Genomic DNA, 21,484 nt, shown 5'->3' with positions numbered 1-21,484 from the left:
CCTCCGGCTGCTCATCAGGGTCGGGCCACCACGCCCGGCCGACCGCCGCCAGACCGATGGGCCTGGCGGGGTTTCGCGGGACTCAGGCCTTCGTTTTCGCGGCCTTGAAGGTCAGTTTGCGGGATTCCGGCAGCTCCATCGGCTCACCGGTCCGAATGTTGCGGCCCATCCGGGCCGGCCGGGCCCGGACCTTGAAGATGCCGAAGCCGCGCAGGCTGATCGTGTCTCCCGCCTCCGCGCGTGTTTTCACGGCGGCCAGGAAGGCGTCCACGGCCGCCTGCGCGGCTGCGGCCGTATGGCCCGTGGCCTCGGCCACTTCGCGGATCATGTCGGATTTGTTGACAGTGCCCATGTCGGGTTTCTCCTTTCGGGTTCAGAGGTCCGGCAGCATGCCGGAGGCGGTGTTTTCGGGGGGTGCCGGGGCCATGCAGGCCGCGGGCGCGATGGTCTGGCGGCGCCACAGGGCCGCCGCGCCATAGATCGCCAGCGCGTCAACGACGAGGACCGCGGCAGCGAGCGCCACCAGCGTGGCGAGTTGGGCGCGCGAGGTCATTGCCGCGCCCCGCCGGCGGCCTGTGCCTCGCGCATGGCGACGATGGCGTCATGCATGCGCTGCTGCTCGGTCGCCACGGCGGTCATCATCTCGTCGGTGGATGTGGCGCACAGCGCCAGGACATCCGCCGTGGCGAAGATTTCGTCGGCCTCGGCGCGCAGGGTCGCCACGCTGTCGCCGACGCGGGTGAGATGCGCGTCGTAAAGCGCGCGAAGGGCGGCCTGGAACTCCTCCACGGTCATCTCAGAGGCCCTCCCGCCGCAGGGTGTCGACAGTGTCCAGCGCCTCGCCGGTCAGCCGGTCGAAATGCGCGAAATCGCCCTCGGTCAGCACCGGATCGGCCTCTTCCACCGCCTGCCCGTCGGCCCGGATCACGGCCGCGGCTTCGATCTCGTCGGCCAGCCGGCGCAGAAAGCCAGGAATCGGCGCCGCGGCCGGGCCGAGGCCGCCGACGGGGATGCGGGCCGCAATGCGCTGGCCGTCAGGCCCGGCATGGGCGATCTCCGTCAGGTGACCCAACACCCCCAGAAGCACACGGGGCTGCTGCGCCAGATCGAGGGCGAGGTCGTATTCGTCGGTATAAACGGCGCGGGAGATGGTCATCGCACGCGCCCTCACGCCGCGGCCAGGTCGATGGTGACCGTCGTCCACGGCGCCTCGGCCGAGTCGCGCATCCGGAACCAGAGATATTTCTTCGACCCCGTGATGCGGATCGCGTCGCGCAAGGCCTCCATCGCGCGTTTCCAGCGGTCGTCCTCGATCTCCAACCGCAACAACATGAAGATTTCCGAGCGGTTGATCTGGCCTTCCTTGTCCACGTTGAAGGCCCGCATCACGATGGTGCGGATCTCCGCGCGGCTGTCCTCAGCCCATTCGGAGAGGCACTCGTCGACCAGCCCCTTGGCGACCTGCAGCTCGGGCCCGAAATCCAGAAGATCCGCATTGCGCACCTGGATTTGCATGCAACCATCGACGGTCGAATAGGTGCGGTTGCCCTTCTTGCCGCCCTTCTTCAGGTCGTATTGCTGTTCGAGGATCGCGTCGAAATCGCCAAGGTCCTCGAAGGCATGCCCCTTGAAGCGCGCGACCTGATCCGACAACGCTAGGGCGAACCCCATGATCTTCCTGACAGTTTCGTGCTCCAGCATGTGCTGGGGCTTGATCGCCTCGACGGGCGTCAATCGACCCGAAGCGTCGGGCAAATACTTCTGGCCGCCGACCTCGACCGTCGGGTCGGGCAGGGGCGCGGGGGTGAAGTCGCTCATGACTTGGGATCCTCCTGTGTCAGGGTGAGCGGGTTGAGATCGCAGCGTCGGCAGGCGGACCATTGCCGCAGCCGGTCGGGATTGGAGGTCGACATCGGCGCCGATGCCTGGCGGCGGCATTCCTCGGCCGGGATGCCCCTGCGCAAATGCGGGCAGAGGATCGCGTCGCGGTAGAGCGCCACCACGCGGGCGCCATGCTTGCGCGTGGCGAGGTCGAGGCTTTGCGCCGGATAGGTGCCGGCAATCAGCATCGAGACCGAGGAGCGCGCGATGCCGCATTCCCGCGCGATCTGGCTGACGCTCTTGCCGCCGTCGCGTTCGGCGCGCAGCAGCCCGACCCATTCGGGATCGCCGAGGCCGAGGTTCAGGCCGTCACGCATGGCACATCCTCCCCGATATTGGGGTCGTGCAGGCAGCCGCGGCGCGACCGCCAGACCGGCGCAAGCGGGCCGGTATCCTTGACCAGCAGAAACTGCTTGAAACCCGGGCTCGTCGGGGCAACGCCGGACTGGCGCCGCGGAAGCTCGCGCACATATCCCGCGCGGCGCAACCGCCCGAGATAGCTTAACGCGTTGTTGCGGCTATTCTTTTCGTCCCGCGCGGCATCGCACAGGATATCGTTCACCGTGAATGCACGCCGCTGCCGCATCGACCGCCAGGCGCGGTCGCGGAACGTGTCCTTCCCGGGGCGGGAAACGGCGCCTGTCGGGCCGGTGGGGCCGGAGGTGATCGACGCCCCGGCGGCGGCGGCCCCCCGACCTTCGCCGGTCAGGCGGTAGCAGCCCGGCCCAAGGCGCTCGGCCAACCCGCGCCTGATCAGAAGGGCCGCGGCACGCGACACCTGCCGGCGGCTCAAACCGAGCGCGTGCGCCAGTTCGTCGGTCGCGCGCCCGTCGCCCGATGACAGGTCCAGTGCCTGCAGGATGCGCGTGGCCACGCCGTTATCGGGGGACCGCACCATCACGCGGCCCCGCCCGGCACCATGATCGGCTTGCCGGTGGATCGGTCGTTCATGACCGGCTGACCGGCCATGTCGGCCAGCGTCACGCCGCCCGGGCCCGGCTCGAACCGGCGGCCGAAGCGTTCGATCGCCGCGATCGCGTCAAGGATTTCCCTCGTGTAGCCTTTCGACACCCGGTGCACGAAGGCGATCAGGTCGGGCGCGACGGCCACTTCGCAGCGGCCCTCGACCAACGCGGTGACGTCCTCGATGCTGGCCGGCAGGAACTCCACCTTGTTGGGCGCGCGGCTTTCGATCTGGGGAAACCGGCGCAGGTTGTCGCGCAGGCGTCCCATGCCAACCAGGATCGTCGGCATGAACTGGATGTCGCTGATACCGCGGATCGCCTCCATGATCTCGCCACGGTTGGACACCAGATCGCATTCGTCGATGACAAGGCCGAAGACCTTCTCTTCAAGCGCGGCCTGTTCCGCGCGGATCTGCAGCTCTTGCAAGACGCGGGCGAACCGCTCGCGCTTGCCGCGGATTTGCTGATAGCTCACCGACAGTTCGGTCAGCAGGTCCTGGATGAACCAGCTGTAATCCCAGCCCTTTTGCGCGCGCAGATAGACGCTTCCGGTCTGGGCGACCCAGCGCGACAACGTGGTGGTCTTGCCCAGGCCCGGCTTGCCGTCGACCACGACCATGCAGGCCTCGACTGCGCCGCGCTCGTCCAGCGTCTTCAGTGCGGCCATGAAGCGGCGCACGTTGCTCGTCTCGACAAAGGTGGGTTTCATGTTATTCTTCCCCTCATGCTCGTATGGGTGTCAGGCGGCGTCCCGGAGGAGGGTTCGAAGCGCCTCCAGGTCGATGCCTGACATTCGAAACAGCTCCCGTGCCGACGGGCTGGCGAGACATTCCCGCAGCACCCCGATCTGGCCCGGCGTCACGTCATCCGGATGGTCCAGCGCCCAGAGCGCCAGCTCCTCGTCGCTCGCAAACACCCGGCGGCGCGGTGTGGCCGGCATCGCGGCCGGCTCCTCGACATCGTTATCGATTGCCAGCGCCACCGGCTCGGCCGCAGGTTCAGCAAGCGCGGCGTCAAAGAAGGGCGCGGGCGTTTCGTGATCGAGCATCGCAACGCCATCGCGCTCCGCCTCGACATCGTCGATCTTGCGCTCCAGCCGCTTCAGTCGCGCCTTCGCACGGTCTTCGATGGCTTTCTGCTCGACGCTGACAGGCACATAGCGCTGCGCGTTGCCCTCGAAGTCGGCGACGCAGATCAGCCGGCCCGGCTGGCCGGTGGACACATCGAATTCGCGGACCCAGACCTTGTCGGCTTGCGCGAAGTCGTAGCCGACCCAGACCTTTTCGCCGTGATACGGCTCCAGCGCGGCGTGGAAGTAGCTGTTGGTGTTGAACTGGACGAGTCCGCGGCTGGCGGTCCGGATCTCGTAGGGCCGCCACAGATCGTCGGCCTCGGCCGCGTCCACCGGGACCGGTTCGAAGCCCGCGGCCACATGCGCGGCCCAGGCCTCGTTCGGCGACATGTGCCGCATACGGCCAGTTTCGGGATCCTCGAATTTCGGCAAACCGGCATGCGGGCGGTCGTTATAGGCCGCGGCGGTCGCGTCGATCAGCGCCAGCAGGTCGTCCCATGTGGGCAGGCGCCGCGCCCGGCCGAATTCGCGGATTTCCGCGCGGGTTTCCTTGTGGACGACCTGCTTGGCCTCTTTGTCCATGTCGGCGCCCAGATAAGTCGGCAGACGCCGGGCGACATCGTTCCAAAGCGCCTGAAAGCGTTCGACAAGGCCCTTTGCCTGGCTGTTATAGGGCAGCGCGTGCATCTTGGTGATGCCCAGCCGCCCCATCAGACCGCCAACATCTGCGTCGAAGACCTTGTTTTTGTAGCCCGGCCCTCGGTCGGTGTAGAAAATGGCCGGTATGCCATGCGCGCAACTCGCGCGGCGCAACGCCTCGGTCACCGCGATCACGCCTTCCTTGCGGCTGACCGCCACGCCCACGCATCGGCGGGTCGCAACATCCAGAATCGAGGTGATCTCGGGCTTCATCGGACGGTGCGAGACCGGGTCGGCCACCTCCGCGTCGAGTGTCTTGCCATCGGCGGTGTAGATTGTGGTCGGCCACATGCCCTCGGTCGTGCGCGTGACAAAGGGCAGGCGCGCACGCAGCGTCAAAAGCCCCTCGCGCCCCACATGCTTCTCGATATTGTTCAGGCGGTTGCGCAGGATGTAACGCACCTGTTGCAGGCTCATCGGCGGGGTGCCGCCATCGCAGGCCTCGGCCCATTGGCGATGCGCATCCGCCGCCGTGGGCTTGCCCGGCAGCGCATAGAATTTCAGGAAATCGGCAAAGGCCGGCGGGATCGGCGCTTCCGCTTTGGGCGGCACCGGTGCCAGCGCCAGCACCCCGTCGCGCCCGCGGGCCTTGAACCAGTCATAGACCGCGCTGCGCTTGACCACGGGCGATTTCCGGCGGTCGTTCGCGGCTTCCAGCGTGGCCGGGGACAGGCCGAATCCGCCATGCTCCACGCCATAGTCCGCGTACAGGTCAAGCGTTCTGGGCGCGATCAGGCGTGGCACCTGGGCCAGTTGCTCCGCTTCGGCCTCTGTCAGGATTTCGCCCGCATCCCGGCGTGCCTGGATTTCCTGACAGGCCTGCCAGTGGTCCTGGGCAGCCAGGAACCTGGCAATGGCCCATGCGCGGCTTTGATGGTGCGCGGTGGCATAGCCGTCGATCGCGGTCAGGATCTCTGCCCGGGCTTCCATCGCCCGGCGTGGACCTTGCCCCAGCGCGGACATGCCGATGGCCTGAACGCGCCTGCGGTCCGCCTCGGCCCGCAGGTCGTGACGTGCCCGCAGGCTCGCATGTGCCTGACGGCTCGCAATCGCGGCCTGCAACGCCTCGGGCAGCAGCGAGAAATGGTACTCCCAGCTTGTCCGCCCGCCTTGGGCGCCTGAAGGGCGCCGCCGCACAAGTGTGTCCGGCAGGGCTTCCCAGCCCGCGCGCTTTGCATGGGCCCGAATGTTTCGTTCGGTGGACGGGAAATTGGTCAACCCCCGGTCCCGGACGATTTCGGCCAGTTCCCGCGCGGTGAAGAAATTCCCTGACAGGTCGGGCATGTCACAAGCCCCCCTGCCGCCTGAGCGAGGCGATCACGCGATCCTCATGCGCCGCGATCACCCGATCGAACACGTCGTCGTCAAGCGCGGCGATGCTGCGGCTGACGGCATGGAACCGCTTTTCGACCACGTCAGGTGCGCAGCCGGTTTCCAGATACTCCAGCGCCTGCGCGACATTCGCGGGCGGCAGCTCGCCCAGGATCAGGTCCAGAACCTTGGCCTGCTGCGCGGGTTTCAGTTCGGAAAGCGCCTTGAGTTCGGTCTGTTTTTTCGCCAGATCGGTGCCGATCAGCCGCTTACGCGAGGCCACAGACAGGCCCGCCCAGATCTTCACGGCCAGTTGGATCGACCGCTTCGACAGGCCGACGGTCTCCGCGACGGACGGGGCGAACCCGAAGACTTCGGGCGCCTCATCGGAAAGACGCAAACTTTGCGTCTTTGGTGACGCCTTCCCGTGGGCGGTCTCCGGATGCATCCGCTCCCACACCACCTTCAGCTCGAACAGATGCTGGCAGCGGTCCAGCGCGATCAGCTCGCCCCGACCAAGGTTTTCCATCAGCTCTTCAAGGCGTTCAGCCTCTTCCGTCTCGGCTGTCGACAGCCGCGCCGGGATCGTTTCCCGGCCGAGGATTTCGAACGCCCGCAGCCGGTGCAGGCCAGCGACAAGGCGAAAGCGCGGCCCGTCGCGCCGGATCGTGATCGGATGCAACAGCCCCTGCGCCTCGATCACCCCGGCCAGCGCCTGCGCGGTCTCCGCGCTGTAGGCCCGCGCTCGGTTGCCCGGCACGTCGATCCGGTCGACCGGCGCGGAGATGACCTTGCCCGCACCGCTCATGGCCACACCAGCGGCAGAAAACAGAAGGCGATCACCAGGACTGCCAGCGACAGCCCGCCAAGAACATCGCCAAGCCAACTGTCCTGTATCCGGTGCACCAACGGCCGCCGGCCCGCGCGCAGGGAGGAGGAGGCGCGCAGGCCGGCAGGCTCACGCCCTGCCAGCCGTCCGTGAGCGGTGGCTGCCTGTTCGGCAGGGCGGAGGCGGGGACGATCAGCGCGCATCGGCGCGCTCCGGCCGTTCGATGTCGTCGGGCCAATCAAGATCGGCCGGCCAGATTTCTGAAAGGCGCACAAGCATCGCTTCCGCGGTGCGCGTGTGCAGGTCACGACCCCGTTTTAGACGGTCGATCAGGTCACTTTTTGTCGAAATCCGGCTGGAAACGGCCCAGTGCGTTATGCCCTCGTGCGCGCCCAGGAGCTTCGCCAGTGTAAGGATGTGGTCAATTTGCCTGCTCATACGACCACAGTAGCCCTAAAGGGCTTATTAAAGCAAGCCCTTTAGGGCTACGGATAACACTACTTTCCCGCGTAGCCCTGTGGGGCTATATTTGCATCGTGAAAGACATTTTGGACGCGATAGATGCCGCCCTTGCGCGGAAAAAGTTGTCTGCCGCCGCGGCGTCGCGGCTGGCGGTGGGAAATCCGTCCTTGATCAAGAACCTCCAAAACCGCCGAGCAAGAGAGCGCGATCACCCAGTCGAGAATCTCCAGAAATTGGCCGAGGTCCTGGACCTTGAATTTTACTTTGGCCCACCTCGCGCACTTACGGTTACGGATCAGCCAGCAGGTCCAGCTGAGGATTCCGCTTTCGTCCCGGTTCCGGTCCACTTGGCTGAACTGGCTGCAGGCGCAGGGGCCGAAAACGGCATGGAGGGCATCGATGACTACATTGCCTTCCGGGCCGACTGGTTGAATCGTCTTGGGTTATCGGCATCAAACGCTGCATTGGTTCGCGCGCGCGGCGACAGTATGGTGCCCACAATTGAATGCGGCGACCTTCTGTTGCTAGATACGGCGCGGACAACCCCGCCGGCTCATCGCAGGGCGGCACACGACCGGCGGCGCCCCCCAATTTTCGCCCTACGGGACGGCACTGGGGCCCGTGTCAAACGCCTGGACCGGGTTGAAGCCGGGCGACTTCTGCTGATTTCTGACAACCCAGCCACCCCACCGGAAATCGCTTCGGATGCTGATATCGTCATCCTCGGCCGCGTGCGCTGGTGGGGCCGCGTGGCGCCGGGATGATGCGGCATCGCGTCCGAAGCTGCTGAGGTGCGTCGGCTTGCCGCAGTGAAATGCACTCCGCGGGACAGTTCGCTTATCTATGTCAGTGCAAGATTGCCGTAAGTTTCGTTCATTTATCCGAAAGTACCGCAATGAACCTTCGCTCTCGTTCTCTGTCCGCCCTGTGTCTAGTTGCTCTTGCGGGCTGTGTCGAAGTTACCAAAACGCCCGTACCAACAGGTGGAAGCCGCGCCGATGCTAGCGTCGTGCTCTCCTACGACTTCACGTCAGCAGAGAAAGTAACAGCCGACTGGGCTGCCGCGCAGGCTGCAGCCGATGCGCGTTGCCGTGCTTGGGGTTATCGTCGAGCAGATCCCTTCGAAGGGGTGCGCACACAGTGCAATCAATCCGACGGCTGGGGAAATTGCATTCGCGGTATGGTATCGCGCACCTATCAATGCCTGGGCCGCGGGTAACTATTGGTCCTAGAGAGCTGCTACTCTTCTCGCAAAACCTATTTCTGGGCCCAAGGCTCTGTTTGATAGATCATCTTCAGTAGGTAGATCACATCCGCCGTGACTACCTCGCAGCTACCTGTTTCGACGGTGGCACCACGCATGGTGACGTATTGTCCATCGCCGACAACAGTAACGCGGCTCTTCTTCGTAAGCCTCATTAGCCTTTCACCGGACCAGTTGTAGACGCCTTCCCAAGGTGCGATCGCGATCAGTGTGCCATCTTTAGCCTTGGCGAAGGCAAATGGCTTAGACGTGTCATCACCATCGATCCGGCAAAGGAACATCTCCGACGACTCAACCCGCGCCAGCACCGCATCCAGTTCTGGTGGCGCGGCTTGCGCCGCCCATCCTGTTCCGGCAGCAGCCAAACCCGCCACCATCGCAAGCGGTCTCATCCATTCCGGCATCGGCGCCTCCTCTGCACAGCGGCCTTCACCTCCATGCTCCCCCCGCAAGAACGACCCCGCAAGACCGGAAATCCCCACCAGTGACTAGTTGAGCGAATGCGCGGGAAACGGCCGGGATGTCGCAATCCCCGACAAGGCTGGTGACAGAATTCGATTGATGTGCAACGATTCAGTGCGTGGGATACGCCGGAGGACCCCCTTTGCTGGTGCGCTAGGACGCATCCGCGCCTAGGTTTACGGTTGCGCAACGGATCGCAGCCTATTGGGGCCCAGGTTAGAGGGGCCGGGGCCCACGCGCTCCGAAGTCATAGCCGTAGAACGCGAAGATTGCTTTCTGTTTTTCGGAAAGCCGTGCCTTCGTAGGGGGCGTGGGCTGCAGAACAATCCCGTAGTCGGCTATCAATCCACCCGCCCTCGCCATTCTTGGACGAAGCAGCTTCGCGGGTTCAGGGTCGTTCACGACGTCAAGCGTATCGCAGGCCTGATAGAACGCACTGGCGACGGCGTCTGCCAACTGAAGCCCTGCGTTCGATGTGTGCGGCACGTAGTCCACTAGCCGGAACCTAAGCACTTCATGGCGCATCACCCACCTGTCCAAATAGGTTGTTCCTGCGAGAGATTGCGCCTTGAGAAGCTCCCAATAAGCTTTTGTCTGCCCGTAGGAATGACCGCCTCGCTGACTGAAGACGACCTTCAGATATCTCGATGCTCCGTACTTCCTGGTGCTGTCCTTGAGGCAAAAATCCGTGACGCGCTCCATCAAAAAACGGACACAGAAGTTGTAAAACCATTGCTTTCCGCCCATGCGCGCGGCGCGCTCGTTATTCCAGCCGCGCATGTTCTTCTTGTTTGAACACACCGCGAAACAGACCACGGGCTTCTCGACTAGGAGTTCGCACGCGCGCCTCTTCTTTGTCGGAGAGAGGTTTCGGAAGTGTAACGCAGGGGCCTGTCGCGCGTTTATATCCTGGCGAATGTCCCGAACCCATTCAACAACGGAGGACTCATTGGTGTGCCGGATAAGTACACCTGAAACCACCAACCATTCCGACGCCCCTTTTTCGTCTATCGGGCGCACTCGCTTGAGGCCATCGTCGCCGGCTTCGTCAATATAGAGAACGTACTCGTATGGTTCGGAAGATGTGGGCATACCGCATGGGAACACTCGGCGCAAAAGAGAGTCAATTCGACCAGATCGGGAACATTGTCCCTTTGGTTTGGAAGGGCGAGCGCGCCCAAGCTCTAGGTGCGGCCTGAACCAGATAAATTGTTCCCCCTCCGTTCGTGCCATTCTGGCATCAGGCCGAGTCGGAACGCGGAAAATTCGGGAACGTATTCCGTTTTCCTTTGGTCGACGAATCGCACCGCGCAATGCTTTTAGGGCCGTGTTCGGCGGGGGAGGAGACTATGAAAAACGCGTTCTACTTCGGCGACAATCTCAATATTCTTGGGGAATACATCCCCGATGAAAGCGTCGACCTAGTCTATCTCGACCCGCCCTTCAACTCGAACGCCAGCTACAACCTGCTATTCAAGAGCCCCGACAAAACCCGCTGGGCCGACGCGCAGATCGCCACCTTCGAGGATACGTGGAAATGGGGCGACCCGGCCGAGGAAACCTTCGCGATGCTGGAAATGCGGCCTGGCCGCGTGGGCGACGTTCTGGGCGCCCTGCGGCGCATCCTCGGCGAAAACGACATGCTGGCCTATCTGGTGATGATGGCCGCGCGGCTGGCCGAGCTCGACCGCGTTCTAAAACCCACCGGCAGTCTCTACCTGCACTGCGACCCCACGGCCAGCCACTACCTGAAGGTGGTGATGGACGCGATCTTCGGGGTCGGTCTGTTCCAGAACGAAATCGTCTGGCAGCGCAACACCGGCAAGTCTTTGATGAAAAGGCGGCTTCCCAACACGCATGATCTGCTGCTCGCCTATCGCAAGTCGGATGACGCCACCTGGAACGACGACGCGATCTACGTGCCCTATGACCCCGACAATCTGCCCGAGAAGACGGCGCAGAAATACTGCAATATCGATCCGGATGGGCGGCGCTATACGCTCGGCGACCTTCTGAACCCGAACAAGAACCGCCCGAACCTCGACTATGAATTTCTTGGCGTCAGGCGTGTCTGGCGCTGGACGAAAGACCGGATGCAGGCGGCCTACGAGGCTGGATTGATCCATCAGAGCGCGCCCGGAAAGGTGCCCCGCCTGAAGAGGTATCTCGACGAAATGAAGGGACTGCCCCTTACCGATGTCTGGACTGATATCCTGCCCCTGAATTCCCAGGCCCGGGAGCGTCTCGGCTATCCGACGCAGAAACCTCTGGCGCTGCTGGAGCGGATTATCGCGATGTCCTCGAACGAAGGCGACGTCGTACTCGACCCGTTCTGCGGCTGTGGCACCACGTTACACGCCGCCCACGCCATGGGCCGGCGGTGGATCGGGATCGATGTCGCCATTCAGGCCATGAGCGTAGTGGGCGACCGTCTGCGCACCCATTTCCCGGCTATCGACTACGATGTCTTCGGCATCCCGCGCAGCATCGACGGCGCGCTTTACCTAGCCGAGAACCACCCCTTCAAGTTCGAGGAATGGGCTGTCACACGCATTGGGGGCATGCATTCCGGCAAGTATCGCGGCGACCGCGGGATCGATGGCATCTTCTATTTCCTCACCGGAAACGACCAGAAGAGCCGGGGCATCATCTCGGTCAAGGGTGGACGCAACCTCAACCCGGGCATGATCCGCGACCTTGTCGGCACGCTAGACCGCGAACGCCGCGAAACGCGCGACCCGGATGCAATCGCCGTTTTCGTCTGCGCGCACGAACCATCGCGCGGCATGCTGAACGAGGCCCGCCAGGCTGGCACTATCGAAACAGCGACCGGCCCGTTCCCGGCGGTGCAGATCCTGACCGTGCGTGAGATATTTGAAGGCGCGGCCATCCGGGTTCCGGCACTATTTGACAGCGTCGCTGCGGCCGCGGCCGGGCGCCAGCGCGGTCGCTCTGCCAGCGGCTTTGTCGACCCGCGCGAACTGGCGCGCCAGCGCGCCATGCTGTTCACTTTCGATGGTACAGGTCCTTCCGTTGCCGCAGCGCGGCCCGAAGCCGACCGCCCCATGCCCGCCCAACTCCGCATGGCTGTCTAAATGCCAGGCGCTTCGAACGACCTGTCAGGATCGCCACGGCGCCCCCAATTCTGACAGGTCGCCAACGTCCGAAACCGCCTCTCCGTTCTCCCGCACCCGCCCAAGCCACAACCCTTTGATTATTGGCTCGTTTCGATGCGGCCACACCTGATGCGGAGGTTTCGGACGAAGCATCCGAAACCGGACCGCCGTAAATGCGGCCCAAATGACCTACGTTGCTGGTTTTACAGGTGTTTCCTGCGCGGTCTTTGACGGCTCACACACTCTCAATCGCGCATTCCCGGCCCCCGACTTGCACAACTCCGCATCCCGTCCAGCGCCCCGGACCTGCCTTTTGTGTCGTATTCACATATGGTTACCGGTGGGCGGGTGCTTTTGTTGCTTTGTCCGAAAGCTTGCACCCCCCTATACTCGTGCGCGAAGAACAACTTGCAACATGTTGGACTGTGGGTGAGTCTCGGATCGCGGGCGCCACGCCGGAAACAAGACGGAACTGTCGGCCGGCCAATCCAGCAGGAGGATGCGATGGGCGAGAATTCGAAGATCGAGTGGACGACGCACACGTTCAACCCATGGTGGGGCTGTGTGAAGGTGTCTGAGGCCTGCAAGCACTGCTATGCCGAAGCATGGGCGCGGCGTGTCGGTCAGGATGTTTGGGGCCCGAAAAGCGACCGACGGTTTTTCGGCGAAACGCACTGGGAAGCGCCAGAGGCCTGGAACCGACGGCTTGAGGGGACGGGGCAGAGGGCGCGTGTATTTTGCGCTTCCATGGCAGATGTGTTTGAGGATCGGCGTGACCTTGACCCACATCGCGCCCGCCTTTGGGCGCTGATCGAAGCCACCCCGAACCTCGACTGGCTGCTCCTGACAAAACGTCCGGAACTGGTGCGGGGCCTGGCGCCTTGGGGCGCGGAATGGCCGCTGAATGTCTGGCTTGGCACGACGGTCGAAAACCAGAAACGTGCCGATGAAAACCTTCCCGAACTTGCCAGCGTACCAGCGAAGGTGAGGTTCATTTCGGCTGAACCTCTACTTGGGCCGCTGGACCTGCGCGCGTATCTCCATGCGATTTCATGGGTGATCACTGGTGGCGAAAGTGGGCCGAAGGCGCGGCCGGCCAGCCCTTCCTGGTTTCGGTCACTTCTGGTTCAGTGCATGGAGGCTGATGTGCCGTTCCATTTCAAACAATGGGGCGACTGGGTCCCGGGCGACGGCATCAATCTACCGCAGCGGCGCACGCAGCAAGCCCCGATGGGACAGTCATGGTGCGCGTGGGGAAAAAGGTTGCAGGACGCAGTTTGGACGGACAAACGCATGATGGCTTGCCATCCCAGCGGATGAAGGCCTAGCCTTCTCGCGCTCTATGCGCGAGTCGCCCGTGACAAGACAGACCACGCAAACCGACCAACAGAGGTGGTCCTGGAATTTCGACCAGTTTGCCGCCGTGCTAAGCTATAGCATGGGTTTCATTTCAGGCGGCGACCTTCAGGTCCGGAGATTGTCTACCATAGGCCTCGTCCGGCGTCAGGAGCCCATGTGATGAGTGTGGGCGTCTTTCGTTGTAGTAGGTGATCCAGCCGCCGATCCCTTCTCGGGCTTCGGACCCGGTTTCGAAGGCGTTCAAGTAGACGCATTCGTATTTGAGGGATCGCCAGAGCCGCTCGATCATCCGATTGTCGATCCAGCGCCCCCGACCATCCATCTCAAGTTCACCAGTAAAACGCGTAAGTGATTGATATCGTTATGGCGAGATTGGCCAAAATGTAACTACGCGAGGGTGATCAGGCGGGTTTTGGCAGGTTCAGGGTGTCGAAGAGGTCCAGTTGTTCGGGGGTCGGGGTGGTGAGGCCGTCGAGCTTTCGGTCGGCGATCCGGGCTTCGTGGCGGTGGATGCGCGCGAGCATGTCGAGGGCGGTTCGTGGGCTGGCGTCATGTCCTTTTGCCTTCAGCCGCATGCGCATGACGCGGTAGAGGACGAGGGCGAGAAAGCAGATCAGCGCGTGGGCGCGGATGCGGTCGGGCAGCCGATGGTGGACGGGGGCGATCTCGATATCGGATTTCAGGACGCGGAAGCCGCGTTCGATATCGGCCAGCGACTTGTAGCGGGTCACGGTTGCGGTCGGCGTCAGGTCGGGGGCATTGGTCAGCAGGGCGAGCTTGCCGTCGAAGAGTTCGGCTCGGGCGACGGCGTCTTCGTCGATGCTGTAGCTGAACCGGTCGGCCTGCAGGTCTGCCTTGAGGAACCGGGTCAGTTCGGCCTCGGCCACGGCGCGCGTGAAGCGGCTATAGGCGCCGCGGTCGGAGGCGCGGCGGCCCCGCGCCGTCTGGCCGTCGTCTTGCGCATCGAGCTTGGCGACCATCTTTTCGGCCTGGGCTTCAAGTTCGGCGATGCGGGCGCGACGTCGTTCGGATTGGTCGGCGGCTCGAACGGGATCATGGGCGACGATCAGGCGATGGCCGGCAAAATTGCTTTCCGCCAGGCCGCCTTCGTCGAAGGCAAGGCCCCGAAAGGTCTCGACCAGATCGGCATAGCGACGGGCGGGGACGGCGAGGATGAACTCCAGCTTGCGGTCGTCCTGATCGGCCAGGGCGGTCAGTTCGTCGATGTTTTCAAGGCTGAGCAGGCCACGGTCGGCGACCAGGATGACACGCTGCACGGGAAACCGCTGCAACACCGTCTGCAGCATGCCCTGCAGGGTTTTCGTCTCCCCGACATTGCCGGGGTGGACCGTGTGCATGAGCGGCAGGCCGTCGGCGGTTTGCACGACGCCGAGCACGAATTGCCGGGCGATGCCACCGGTTTCCTTGTTCATGCCATAGGCGCGGAGGTCGTCGTCAACCTCTCCGTCGCCATGGATGCGCACCGTGGTCAGGTCGTAGAAGACCACGGCCAGGTCCCGATCGACCAGCGGACGGATTTGTCTGGCCAGTTCCATCTCGACCCGCTCGGCATGGTCCATCAGCGCATCCATGGCGCGGAGCAGATGTTGATGCGTGACGGTGTCCGGCATCGCCGGCATGGCGACCGTTTCCAGCCAGCGCAGGCAGCCCAGCTTGCTTGTGGGGTCGCACAACCGATTGAACACCATGGCGCGGACCAGCGCCTCCACGTCGACTTTCCGCTTGCCGGAACGCAGCGCACGGCCGAGGGCATGATCGAAACCAAGGTCCTTCCACAACTCGTGCAGGGCAAAGACGTCGCCATAGCTGCGCGCCGCCTCGTAGGTGATCTCGGCCTTCTCGGGCTCGACCCGACCCGCGGCGCGACTGAGCCCCCGGATCAGCGCATCGAGCTGGCCATCCTTCATCCCGTCCACGCGCCCCAGATTGGCCACGACGCGCAGCCGGGGCTTGCCCGCCTCGTTACGGAAGGACTCGACAATCTGCAGATAGCGACGCCCGCCGCTCTCGGTGATGCGCGTGAACATGGCATGCAGGATATCGCACGTTTGGGCGCATTCATAGGGTCTTAAACATCATAACGTGTAACTACACGACTTCGGCCGAACTGCCCACCTCGCGCGCCTTAAGCTATTGAAATCCCATACCTGCGCTGAACGCGCTCACGCAGATTCCCCCGGATTTTGTCGAAGTTCGGATCCATCGATATTTTCACCGTCGCATCGCGCAGCACGTCGGTGAAATCGGTGCTGGTGAATTGCGAACCCTGATCGGTGTTGAATATCTCGGGGGTGCCGTATCTGGCCAGCGCTTCTTTCAACGCCTCCACGCAGAACCCCGCGTCCATGCTGTTCGAGAGCCGCCAACTCAGCACCTTCCGGCTATGCCAGTCCATGACAGCCACGAGATAGAGAAATCCCCGGCGCATGGGAATGTAGCTGATGTCAGCACACCAGACCTGGTTCGGCCGGGTGATGGGCAAGTCCTTCAGAAGATATGGATATATCTTGTGCTCCGGGTGCTTCTTGCTGGTCTTCGGTTCCTGGTAGATCGGCACCAACCGCATGAGCTTCATCAGCCGCCGCACACGATGCCGTCCGCACCTATGTCCCTCGCGAGCCAAGTGCCGGGCCATTTGTCGGGACCCATACCACGGCGTCTCCAGGAACTGCCGGTCGATGATTTCCATGACCTTCAGGTTCTCCGCGCTTTCGCCGCGTGGCTGGTAGTAAAGGCTCGAGCGGGCCAGCGACAGCAGGCTGCATTGCCGCCGGACGCTGAGATCAGGATGGCCCTTCTTCACCGCTTTTTGCCTCCAGTGCCGGGGATGAGACTGGAGGCTTCCGACATCGTAGCAGCGACCGTGGCCCCAGTGGGGCCGCGTAAGCGCTGCGGAGCATCCCGTTCCACGACCAACTGGCCAATCTTGGCGTGCAGCTTTTCAACCTCTGCCGCCGATATCGCCGGCTCAGCAGTCGCGTGGCCATTGAAGGCTGAAGCCATGTTCTCGATCGCAGTCCGCTTCCAGCCGCTGATCATCGTGGGGTGGATGTCATACTTCTTGGCCAGTTCGGCCGTCGTCAGTTCCTCGCGGATGGCTTCCAGAGCCACCTTCGCCTTGAACTCTGCCGAATAGCGTTTCCGTTTGGTCATTTCTGTGCGTTCTTCCTCAGGTGCTACAGCTTAACACCAGGTCCAAACTCCCGCGACCACCTCTCTCCCCTTCGCCCAGACCGGCGGCCAGCTCCTGTTCCACCTGATCAGCAAGCTCTACGAGCGGACCTCGATCATCGTGACAACCAACCTCGCGTTCGGCGAATGGCCCACCGTCTTCGGCGACGCGAAGATGACCACCGCTCTGCTCGACCGCCTGACCCACCACTGCGAGATCGTCGAGACCGGAAACGAAAGCTGGCGCTTCAAGAACCGAGCATAGCGAAATGGCCCACCACGCTGGCCCGCCGCCGCTGCGTTACATGGGGACTACGCAGCGCCGGGCCAGCTCAGCTCCAAGGGGGTCAATTTTCGGCGCCGATAGGGGGTCTCCGAACTTCGACAAAATCCGGGGGAATCTGCGTGAGCGCGTTCAGCGCAGGTATGGGATTTCAATAGCTTAAGGCGCGCGAGGTGGGCAGTTCGGCCGAAGTCGTGTAGTTACACGTTATGATGTTTAAGACCCTATGAATGCGCCCAAACGTGCGATATCCTGCATGCCATGTTCACGCGCATCACCGAGAGCGGCGGGCGTCGCTATCTGCAGATTGTCGAGTCCTTCCGTAACGAGGCGGGCAAGCCCCGGCTGCGCGTCGTGGCCAATCTGGGGCGCGTGGACGGGATGAAGGATGGCCAGCTCGATGCGCTGATCCGGGGGCTCAGTCGCGCCGCGGGTCGGGTCGAGCCCGAGAAGGCCGAGATCACCTACGAGGCGGCGCGCAGCTATGGCGACGTCTTTGCCCTGCACGAGTTGTGGAAGGACCTTGGTTTCGATCATGCCCTCGGCCGTGCGCTGCGTTCCGGCAAGCGGAAAGTCGACGTGGAGGCGCTGGTCCGCGCCATGGTGTTCAATCGGTTGTGCGACCCCACAAGCAAGCTGGGCTGCCTGCGCTGGCTGGAAACGGTCGCGATGCCCGCGATGCCGGACACCGTCACGCATCAACATCTGCTCCGCGCCATGGATGCGCTGATGGACCATGCCGAGCGGGTCGAGATGGAACTGGCCAGACAAATCCGTCCGCTGGTCGATCGGGACCTGGCCGTGGTCTTCTACGACCTGACCACGGTGCGCATCCATGGCGACGGAGAGGTTGACGACGACCTCCGCGCCTATGGCATGAACAAGGAAACCGGTGGCATCGCCCGGCAATTCGTGCTCGGCGTCGTGCAAACCGCCGACGGCCTGCCGCTCATGCACACGGTCCACCCCGGCAATGTCGGGGAGACGAAAACCCTGCAGGGCATGCTGCAGACGGTGTTGCAGCGGTTTCCCGTGCAGCGTGTCATCCTGGTCGCCGACCGTGGCCTGCTCAGCCTTGAAAACATCGACGAACTGACCGCCCTGGCCGATCAGGACGACCGCAAGCTGGAGTTCATCCTCGCCGTCCCCGCCCGTCGCTATGCCGATCTGGTCGAGACCTTTCGGGGCCTTGCCTTCGACGAAGGCGGCCTGGCGGAAAGCAATTTTGCCGGCCATCGCCTGATCGTCGCCCATGATCCCGTTCGAGCCGCCGACCAATCCGAACGACGTCGCGCCCGCATCGCCGAACTTGAAGCCCAGGCCGAAAAGATGGTCGCCAAGCTCGATGCGCAAGACGACGGCCAGACGGCGCGGGGCCGCCGCGCCTCCGACCGCGGCGCCTATAGCCGCTTCACGCGCGCCGTGGCCGAGGCCGAACTGACCCGGTTCCTCAAGGCAGACCTGCAGGCCGACCGGTTCAGCTACAGCATCGACGAAGACGCCGTCGCCCGAGCCGAACTCTTCGACGGCAAGCTCGCCCTGCTGACCAATGCCCCCGACCTGACGCCGACCGCAACCGTGACCCGCTACAAGTCGCTGGCCGATATCGAACGCGGCTTCCGCGTCCTGAAATCCGATATCGAGATCGCCCCCGTCCACCATCGGCTGCCCGACCGCATCCGCGCCCACGCGCTGATCTGCTTTCTCGCCCTCGTCCTCTACCGCGTCATGCGCATGCGGCTGAAGGCAAAAGGACATGACGCCAGCCCACGAACCGCCCTCGACATGCTCGCGCGCATCCACCGCCACGAAGCCCGGATCGCCGACCGAAAGCTCGACGGCCTCACCACCCCGACCCCCGAACAACTGGACCTCTTCGACACCCTGAACCTGCCAAAACCCGCCTGATCACCCTCGCGTAGTTACATTTTGGCCAATCTCGCCATAACGATATCAATCACTTACGCGTTTTACTGGTGAACTTGAGGGGTCTGAACTGATGCCGATTGACATAATGTATCAGGATCGGATCGGGAATCTGTGCGAGAACCTGCAATCCGAGGACGATGATGGCGCCGCCGTCCACCATCGGCTGCCCGACCGCATCCGCGCCCACGCGCTGATCTGCTTTCTCGCCCTCGTCCTCTACCGCGTCATGCGCATGCGGCTGAAGGCAAAAGGACATGACGCCAGCCCACGAACCGCCCTCGACATGCTCGCGCGCATCCACCGCCACGAAGCCCGGATCGCCGACCGAAAGCTCGACGGCCTCACCACCCCGACCCCGAACAACTGGACCTCTTCGACACCCTGAACCTGCCAAAACCCGCCTGATCACCCTCGCGTAGTTACATTTTGGCCAATCTCGCCATAACGATATCAATCACTTACGCGTTTTACTGGTGAACTTGAGGGGTCTGAACTGATGCCGATTGACATAATGTATCAGGATCGGATCGGGAATCTGTGCGAGAACCTGCAATCCGAGGACGATGATGGCGCCGCCGTCGACGTGCTTCGATCACGACTAGATGAAATCAGCCTCGTGCCGCAGAACGGCGAACTCTTCATCGTTCTGCCCGGCGACCTGAGAGCGATCCTGCGCTTTGCAGCCGGACAGCAAAACCCCGACTTCCGGTCGATCGTTGGTTGCGGGAGGGCGCTTTGGACGCCTCTCACCGGATTCAACTGGCTACTGCGACGCGTTGGTTGCGGGGGTAGGATTTGAACCTACGACCTTCAGGTTATGAGCCTGACGAGCTACCGGGCTGCTCCACCCCGCGACAGGGTTTTGTATTGGCTTTTCGCCGGTGCCGCGCGTTTTTGGGGTCTTCTCTTCTGGCGCGACCTGATTTTTTTCGTATTGAGAGTTATTTTGGATTTTTCTAGGTTTGGCGGTGACCTACTCTCCCACGTCTATTGGCGCAGTACCATCGGCGCATCGGCACTTAACTTCCGGGTTCGGAATGGGACCGGGTGTTTTGCTCGCGCTATGACCACCAAACCGAGGAAAATCCAGTTATCCAAGTAGTACAGTTTCATGTGTGTATGCTTTTGATCCGAGTTTGTCTTTTACTGGATCGGATCAAGCCTATCGGGCCATTAGTACCGGTCAACTGAATGCATTGCTGCACTTACATCTCCGGCCTATCGACGTGGTGGTCTACCACGGCCCTCGGGGATACCTTGTTTTGAGGGGGGCTTCCCGCTTAGATGCCTTCAGCGGTTATCCTGTCCGATCATAGCTACCCTGCACTGCGGCTGGCGCCACAACAGGTCCACCAGTGGATCGTTCACCCCGGTCCTCTCGTACTAGGGGCAACTCCTCTCAAGTATCCTACACCCACGGCAGATAGGGACCGAACTGTCTCACGACGTTCTAAACCCAGCTCACGTACCTCTTTAAACGGCGAACAGCCGTACCCTTGGGACCTGCTCCAGCCCCAGGATGAGATGAGCCGACATCGAGGTGCCAAACACTGCCGTCGATATGGACTCTTGGGCAGTATCAGCCTGTTATCCCCGGCGTACCTTTTATCCGTTGAGCGATGGCCCTTCCACTCGGGACCACCGGATCACTATGGCCGACTTTCGTCTCTGCTCGACTTGTCAGTCTCGCAGTCAGGCTGGCTTCTGCCATTGCACTCAACGAGCGATTTCCGACCGCTCTGAGCCAACCTTCGCGCGCCTCCGTTACGATTTGGGAGGCGACCGCCCCAGTCAAACTACCCGCCACGCAGGGTCCCGGATCCGGGTAACGGATCGCGGTTAGACATCAAGCAGAACAAGGGTGGTATCTCAAGGATGGCTCCACAGGGACTGGCGTCCCTGCTTCGAAGCCTACCACCTATCCTGCACATGTTGTGCCTGATGCCAGTGCGAAGCTGTAGTGAAGGTGCACGGGGTCTTTCCGTCTAACCGCGGGAAGCCTGCATCTTGACAGGCAATTCAATTTCGCTGAGTCGATGTTGGAGACAGCGGGGAAGTCGTTACGCCATTCGTGCAGGTCGGAACTTACCCGACAAGGAATTTCGCTACCTTAGGACCGTTATAGTTACGGCCGCCGTTTACCGGGGCTTCAATTCGGAGCTTGCACTCCTCCTTTTAACCTTCCGGCACCGGGCAGGCGTCAGACCCTATACGTCGTCTTGCGACTTCGCAGAGCCCTGTGTTTTTAGTAAACAGTCGCCACCCCCTGGTTTGTGCCCCCGACGCTCATACGCCGGGCCTCCTTCTCGCGAACTTACGGAGGTATTTTGCCGAGTTCCTTCAACATCGTTCTCTCAAGCGCCTTGGTATGCTCTACCAGTCCACCTGTGTCGGTTTAGGGTACGGTCTGGCGGAGGGCTATTTCCTGGAACTGTCTTGGATACGCGCCAATCCGATAAGGCACGCACGCCGCCACAATCCGTCACATCCTCCTGGCCCAGGAATATTAACCTGGTTCCCATCGACTACGCCTTTCGGCCTCGCCTTAGGGGCCGGCTTACCCTGCTCAGATTAGCTTTAAGCAGGAACCCTTGGACTTTCGGCGGGAGGGTCTCTCACCCTCCTTGTCGCTACTCATGTCATCATTCTCGCTAGTGATC

At 62.6% G+C, this 21,484-nt stretch carries 20 protein-coding genes, 1 tRNA gene, 2 rRNA genes, 1 other RNA gene and 4 pseudogenes (1 of these 28 only partly in view); 8 read left to right on the top strand and 20 right to left on the bottom strand.

The window, feature by feature from the left end; all coding sequences use genetic code 11:
- Position 1 precedes the first annotated feature (1 nt).
- From RGUI_RS12890 to RGUI_RS12835, 12 genes are all read right to left on the bottom strand, one after another.
- Positions 2-79, bottom strand: an RNA gene (locus tag RGUI_RS12890) — hammerhead ribozyme type II.
- A 3-nt stretch (positions 80-82) separates the two neighbouring features.
- The gene (locus RGUI_RS12885; protein WP_081533537.1) at positions 83-352 is read right to left on the bottom strand and encodes an HU family DNA-binding protein; all 270 of its coding nucleotides are present in this window, start codon (positions 350-352) and stop codon (positions 83-85) included.
- A gap of 21 nt (positions 353-373) precedes the next feature.
- Positions 374-553 (bottom strand): hypothetical protein, encoded by a 180-nt coding sequence (locus RGUI_RS12880; protein ID WP_081533535.1) that lies wholly within the window; start codon positions 551-553, stop codon positions 374-376.
- The gene (locus RGUI_RS12875) at positions 550-795 is read right to left on the bottom strand and encodes a hypothetical protein (RefSeq protein ID WP_081533533.1); all 246 of its coding nucleotides are present in this window, start codon (positions 793-795) and stop codon (positions 550-552) included. Before RGUI_RS12875 ends, RGUI_RS12880 begins: the two co-directional genes overlap by 4 nt.
- A gap of 1 nt (position 796) precedes the next feature.
- Positions 797-1,156: a hypothetical protein gene (locus RGUI_RS12870; protein ID WP_081533531.1), complete on the bottom strand. Its 360-nt coding sequence runs from the start codon at positions 1,154-1,156 to the stop codon at positions 797-799.
- An 11-nt stretch (positions 1,157-1,167) separates the two neighbouring features.
- Positions 1,168-1,818, bottom strand: a complete 651-nt coding sequence (locus tag RGUI_RS12865; RefSeq protein ID WP_081533529.1) for a DUF3164 family protein — start codon at positions 1,816-1,818, stop codon at positions 1,168-1,170.
- Positions 1,815-2,198 (bottom strand): hypothetical protein, encoded by a 384-nt coding sequence (locus tag RGUI_RS12860; RefSeq protein ID WP_253798369.1) that lies wholly within the window; start codon positions 2,196-2,198, stop codon positions 1,815-1,817. The genes RGUI_RS12865 and RGUI_RS12860 overlap by 4 nt, the downstream gene beginning before the upstream one ends.
- A complete protein-coding gene (locus RGUI_RS21265) occupies positions 2,183-2,779 on the bottom strand; it encodes a type IV toxin-antitoxin system AbiEi family antitoxin domain-containing protein (RefSeq protein ID WP_156882958.1) in 597 nt (198 codons plus the stop codon). The genes RGUI_RS12860 and RGUI_RS21265 overlap by 16 nt, the downstream gene beginning before the upstream one ends.
- Complete coding sequence (locus RGUI_RS12855; protein ID WP_081533527.1) at positions 2,779-3,555, bottom strand: AAA family ATPase; 777 nt, start codon at positions 3,553-3,555, stop codon at positions 2,779-2,781. Before RGUI_RS12855 ends, RGUI_RS21265 begins: the two co-directional genes overlap by 1 nt.
- 30 nt (positions 3,556-3,585) lie before the next feature.
- Positions 3,586-5,901 (bottom strand): Mu transposase C-terminal domain-containing protein, encoded by a 2,316-nt coding sequence (locus RGUI_RS12850; RefSeq protein WP_081533525.1) that lies wholly within the window; start codon positions 5,899-5,901, stop codon positions 3,586-3,588.
- Between the two features lies 1 nt (position 5,902).
- A complete protein-coding gene (locus tag RGUI_RS12845) occupies positions 5,903-6,736 on the bottom strand; it encodes a ParB N-terminal domain-containing protein (RefSeq protein WP_081533523.1) in 834 nt (277 codons plus the stop codon).
- Positions 6,737-6,949: 213 nt separating this feature from the next.
- Positions 6,950-7,195 (bottom strand): hypothetical protein, encoded by a 246-nt coding sequence (locus tag RGUI_RS12835; protein WP_081533520.1) that lies wholly within the window; start codon positions 7,193-7,195, stop codon positions 6,950-6,952.
- Between the two features lie 98 nt (positions 7,196-7,293).
- Between RGUI_RS12835 and RGUI_RS12830 the strand changes: the two genes are divergently transcribed.
- Both RGUI_RS12830 and yecR read left to right on the top strand, forming a co-directional pair.
- Positions 7,294-7,983: a S24 family peptidase gene (locus tag RGUI_RS12830; protein ID WP_156882957.1), complete on the top strand. Its 690-nt coding sequence runs from the start codon at positions 7,294-7,296 to the stop codon at positions 7,981-7,983.
- A gap of 50 nt (positions 7,984-8,033) precedes the next feature.
- Positions 8,034-8,438: a YecR family lipoprotein gene (gene yecR / locus RGUI_RS22535; protein WP_081533516.1), complete on the top strand. Its 405-nt coding sequence runs from the start codon at positions 8,034-8,036 to the stop codon at positions 8,436-8,438.
- Between the two features lie 38 nt (positions 8,439-8,476).
- Here yecR and RGUI_RS12820 read toward each other — a convergent pair whose 3' ends face one another.
- Entirely contained in the window at positions 8,477-8,887 is a 411-nt protein-coding gene (locus RGUI_RS12820) for a hypothetical protein (RefSeq protein ID WP_081533514.1), read from the bottom strand.
- Between the two features lie 274 nt (positions 8,888-9,161).
- Complete coding sequence (locus RGUI_RS12815; protein WP_081533512.1) at positions 9,162-10,037, bottom strand: DUF3800 domain-containing protein; 876 nt, start codon at positions 10,035-10,037, stop codon at positions 9,162-9,164.
- Between the two features lie 257 nt (positions 10,038-10,294).
- Between RGUI_RS12815 and RGUI_RS12810 the strand changes: the two genes are divergently transcribed.
- Positions 10,295-12,040: a site-specific DNA-methyltransferase gene (locus RGUI_RS12810; RefSeq protein ID WP_081533510.1), complete on the top strand. Its 1,746-nt coding sequence runs from the start codon at positions 10,295-10,297 to the stop codon at positions 12,038-12,040.
- Positions 12,041-12,565: 525 nt separating this feature from the next.
- On the top strand, positions 12,566-13,381 hold the full coding sequence (locus RGUI_RS12805; RefSeq protein ID WP_156882956.1) for a DUF5131 family protein: 816 nt from the start codon (positions 12,566-12,568) through the stop codon (positions 13,379-13,381).
- Between the two features lie 130 nt (positions 13,382-13,511).
- Here the strand turns inward: RGUI_RS12805 and RGUI_RS12800 are convergent.
- The 3 genes and pseudogenes from RGUI_RS12800 to RGUI_RS22170 form a co-directional block, all read right to left on the bottom strand.
- Positions 13,512-13,748: pseudogene (locus RGUI_RS12800) on the bottom strand (integrase core domain-containing protein); the annotation flags it as partial.
- Between the two features lie 73 nt (positions 13,749-13,821).
- Positions 13,822-15,468 (bottom strand): IS1634 family transposase, encoded by a 1,647-nt coding sequence (locus RGUI_RS12795; RefSeq protein WP_081532493.1) that lies wholly within the window; start codon positions 15,466-15,468, stop codon positions 13,822-13,824.
- A 170-nt stretch (positions 15,469-15,638) separates the two neighbouring features.
- A pseudogene (locus tag RGUI_RS22170) lies at positions 15,639-16,594 on the bottom strand (IS3 family transposase); the annotation flags it as partial.
- Between the two features lie 64 nt (positions 16,595-16,658).
- Here RGUI_RS22170 and RGUI_RS12780 point away from each other — a divergent pair.
- The 4 genes and pseudogenes from RGUI_RS12780 to RGUI_RS12765 all read left to right on the top strand — a co-directional run.
- A pseudogene (locus tag RGUI_RS12780) lies at positions 16,659-16,877 on the top strand (ATP-binding protein); the annotation flags it as partial.
- A 279-nt stretch (positions 16,878-17,156) separates the two neighbouring features.
- Complete coding sequence (locus tag RGUI_RS12775; RefSeq protein ID WP_081532493.1) at positions 17,157-18,803, top strand: IS1634 family transposase; 1,647 nt, start codon at positions 17,157-17,159, stop codon at positions 18,801-18,803.
- Positions 18,804-18,957: 154 nt separating this feature from the next.
- Positions 18,958-19,229, top strand: a pseudogene (locus tag RGUI_RS12770) (IS1634 family transposase); the annotation flags it as partial.
- A gap of 91 nt (positions 19,230-19,320) precedes the next feature.
- Positions 19,321-19,623, top strand: a complete 303-nt coding sequence (locus tag RGUI_RS12765) for a hypothetical protein (RefSeq protein WP_081533503.1) — start codon at positions 19,321-19,323, stop codon at positions 19,621-19,623.
- Here RGUI_RS12765 and RGUI_RS12760 read toward each other — a convergent pair.
- The 3 genes from RGUI_RS12760 to RGUI_RS12750 form a co-directional block, all read right to left on the bottom strand.
- A tRNA-Met gene (locus RGUI_RS12760) sits at positions 19,602-19,678 on the bottom strand. The genes RGUI_RS12765 and RGUI_RS12760 overlap by 22 nt on opposite strands.
- 106 nt (positions 19,679-19,784) lie before the next feature.
- Positions 19,785-19,899, bottom strand: a 5S ribosomal RNA gene (gene rrf, locus RGUI_RS12755).
- Between the two features lie 77 nt (positions 19,900-19,976).
- Positions 19,977-21,484: ribosomal RNA gene (locus RGUI_RS12750) — 23S ribosomal RNA — on the bottom strand (it continues 1,350 nt past the right edge of the window).

Source organism: Rhodovulum sp. P5 (assembly GCF_002079305.1).
GTDB lineage: Bacteria > Pseudomonadota > Alphaproteobacteria > Rhodobacterales > Rhodobacteraceae > Rhodovulum.
Note: the sequence above shows the minus strand (reverse complement) of the source record. Positions and strands in the feature narration are given on the sequence as shown.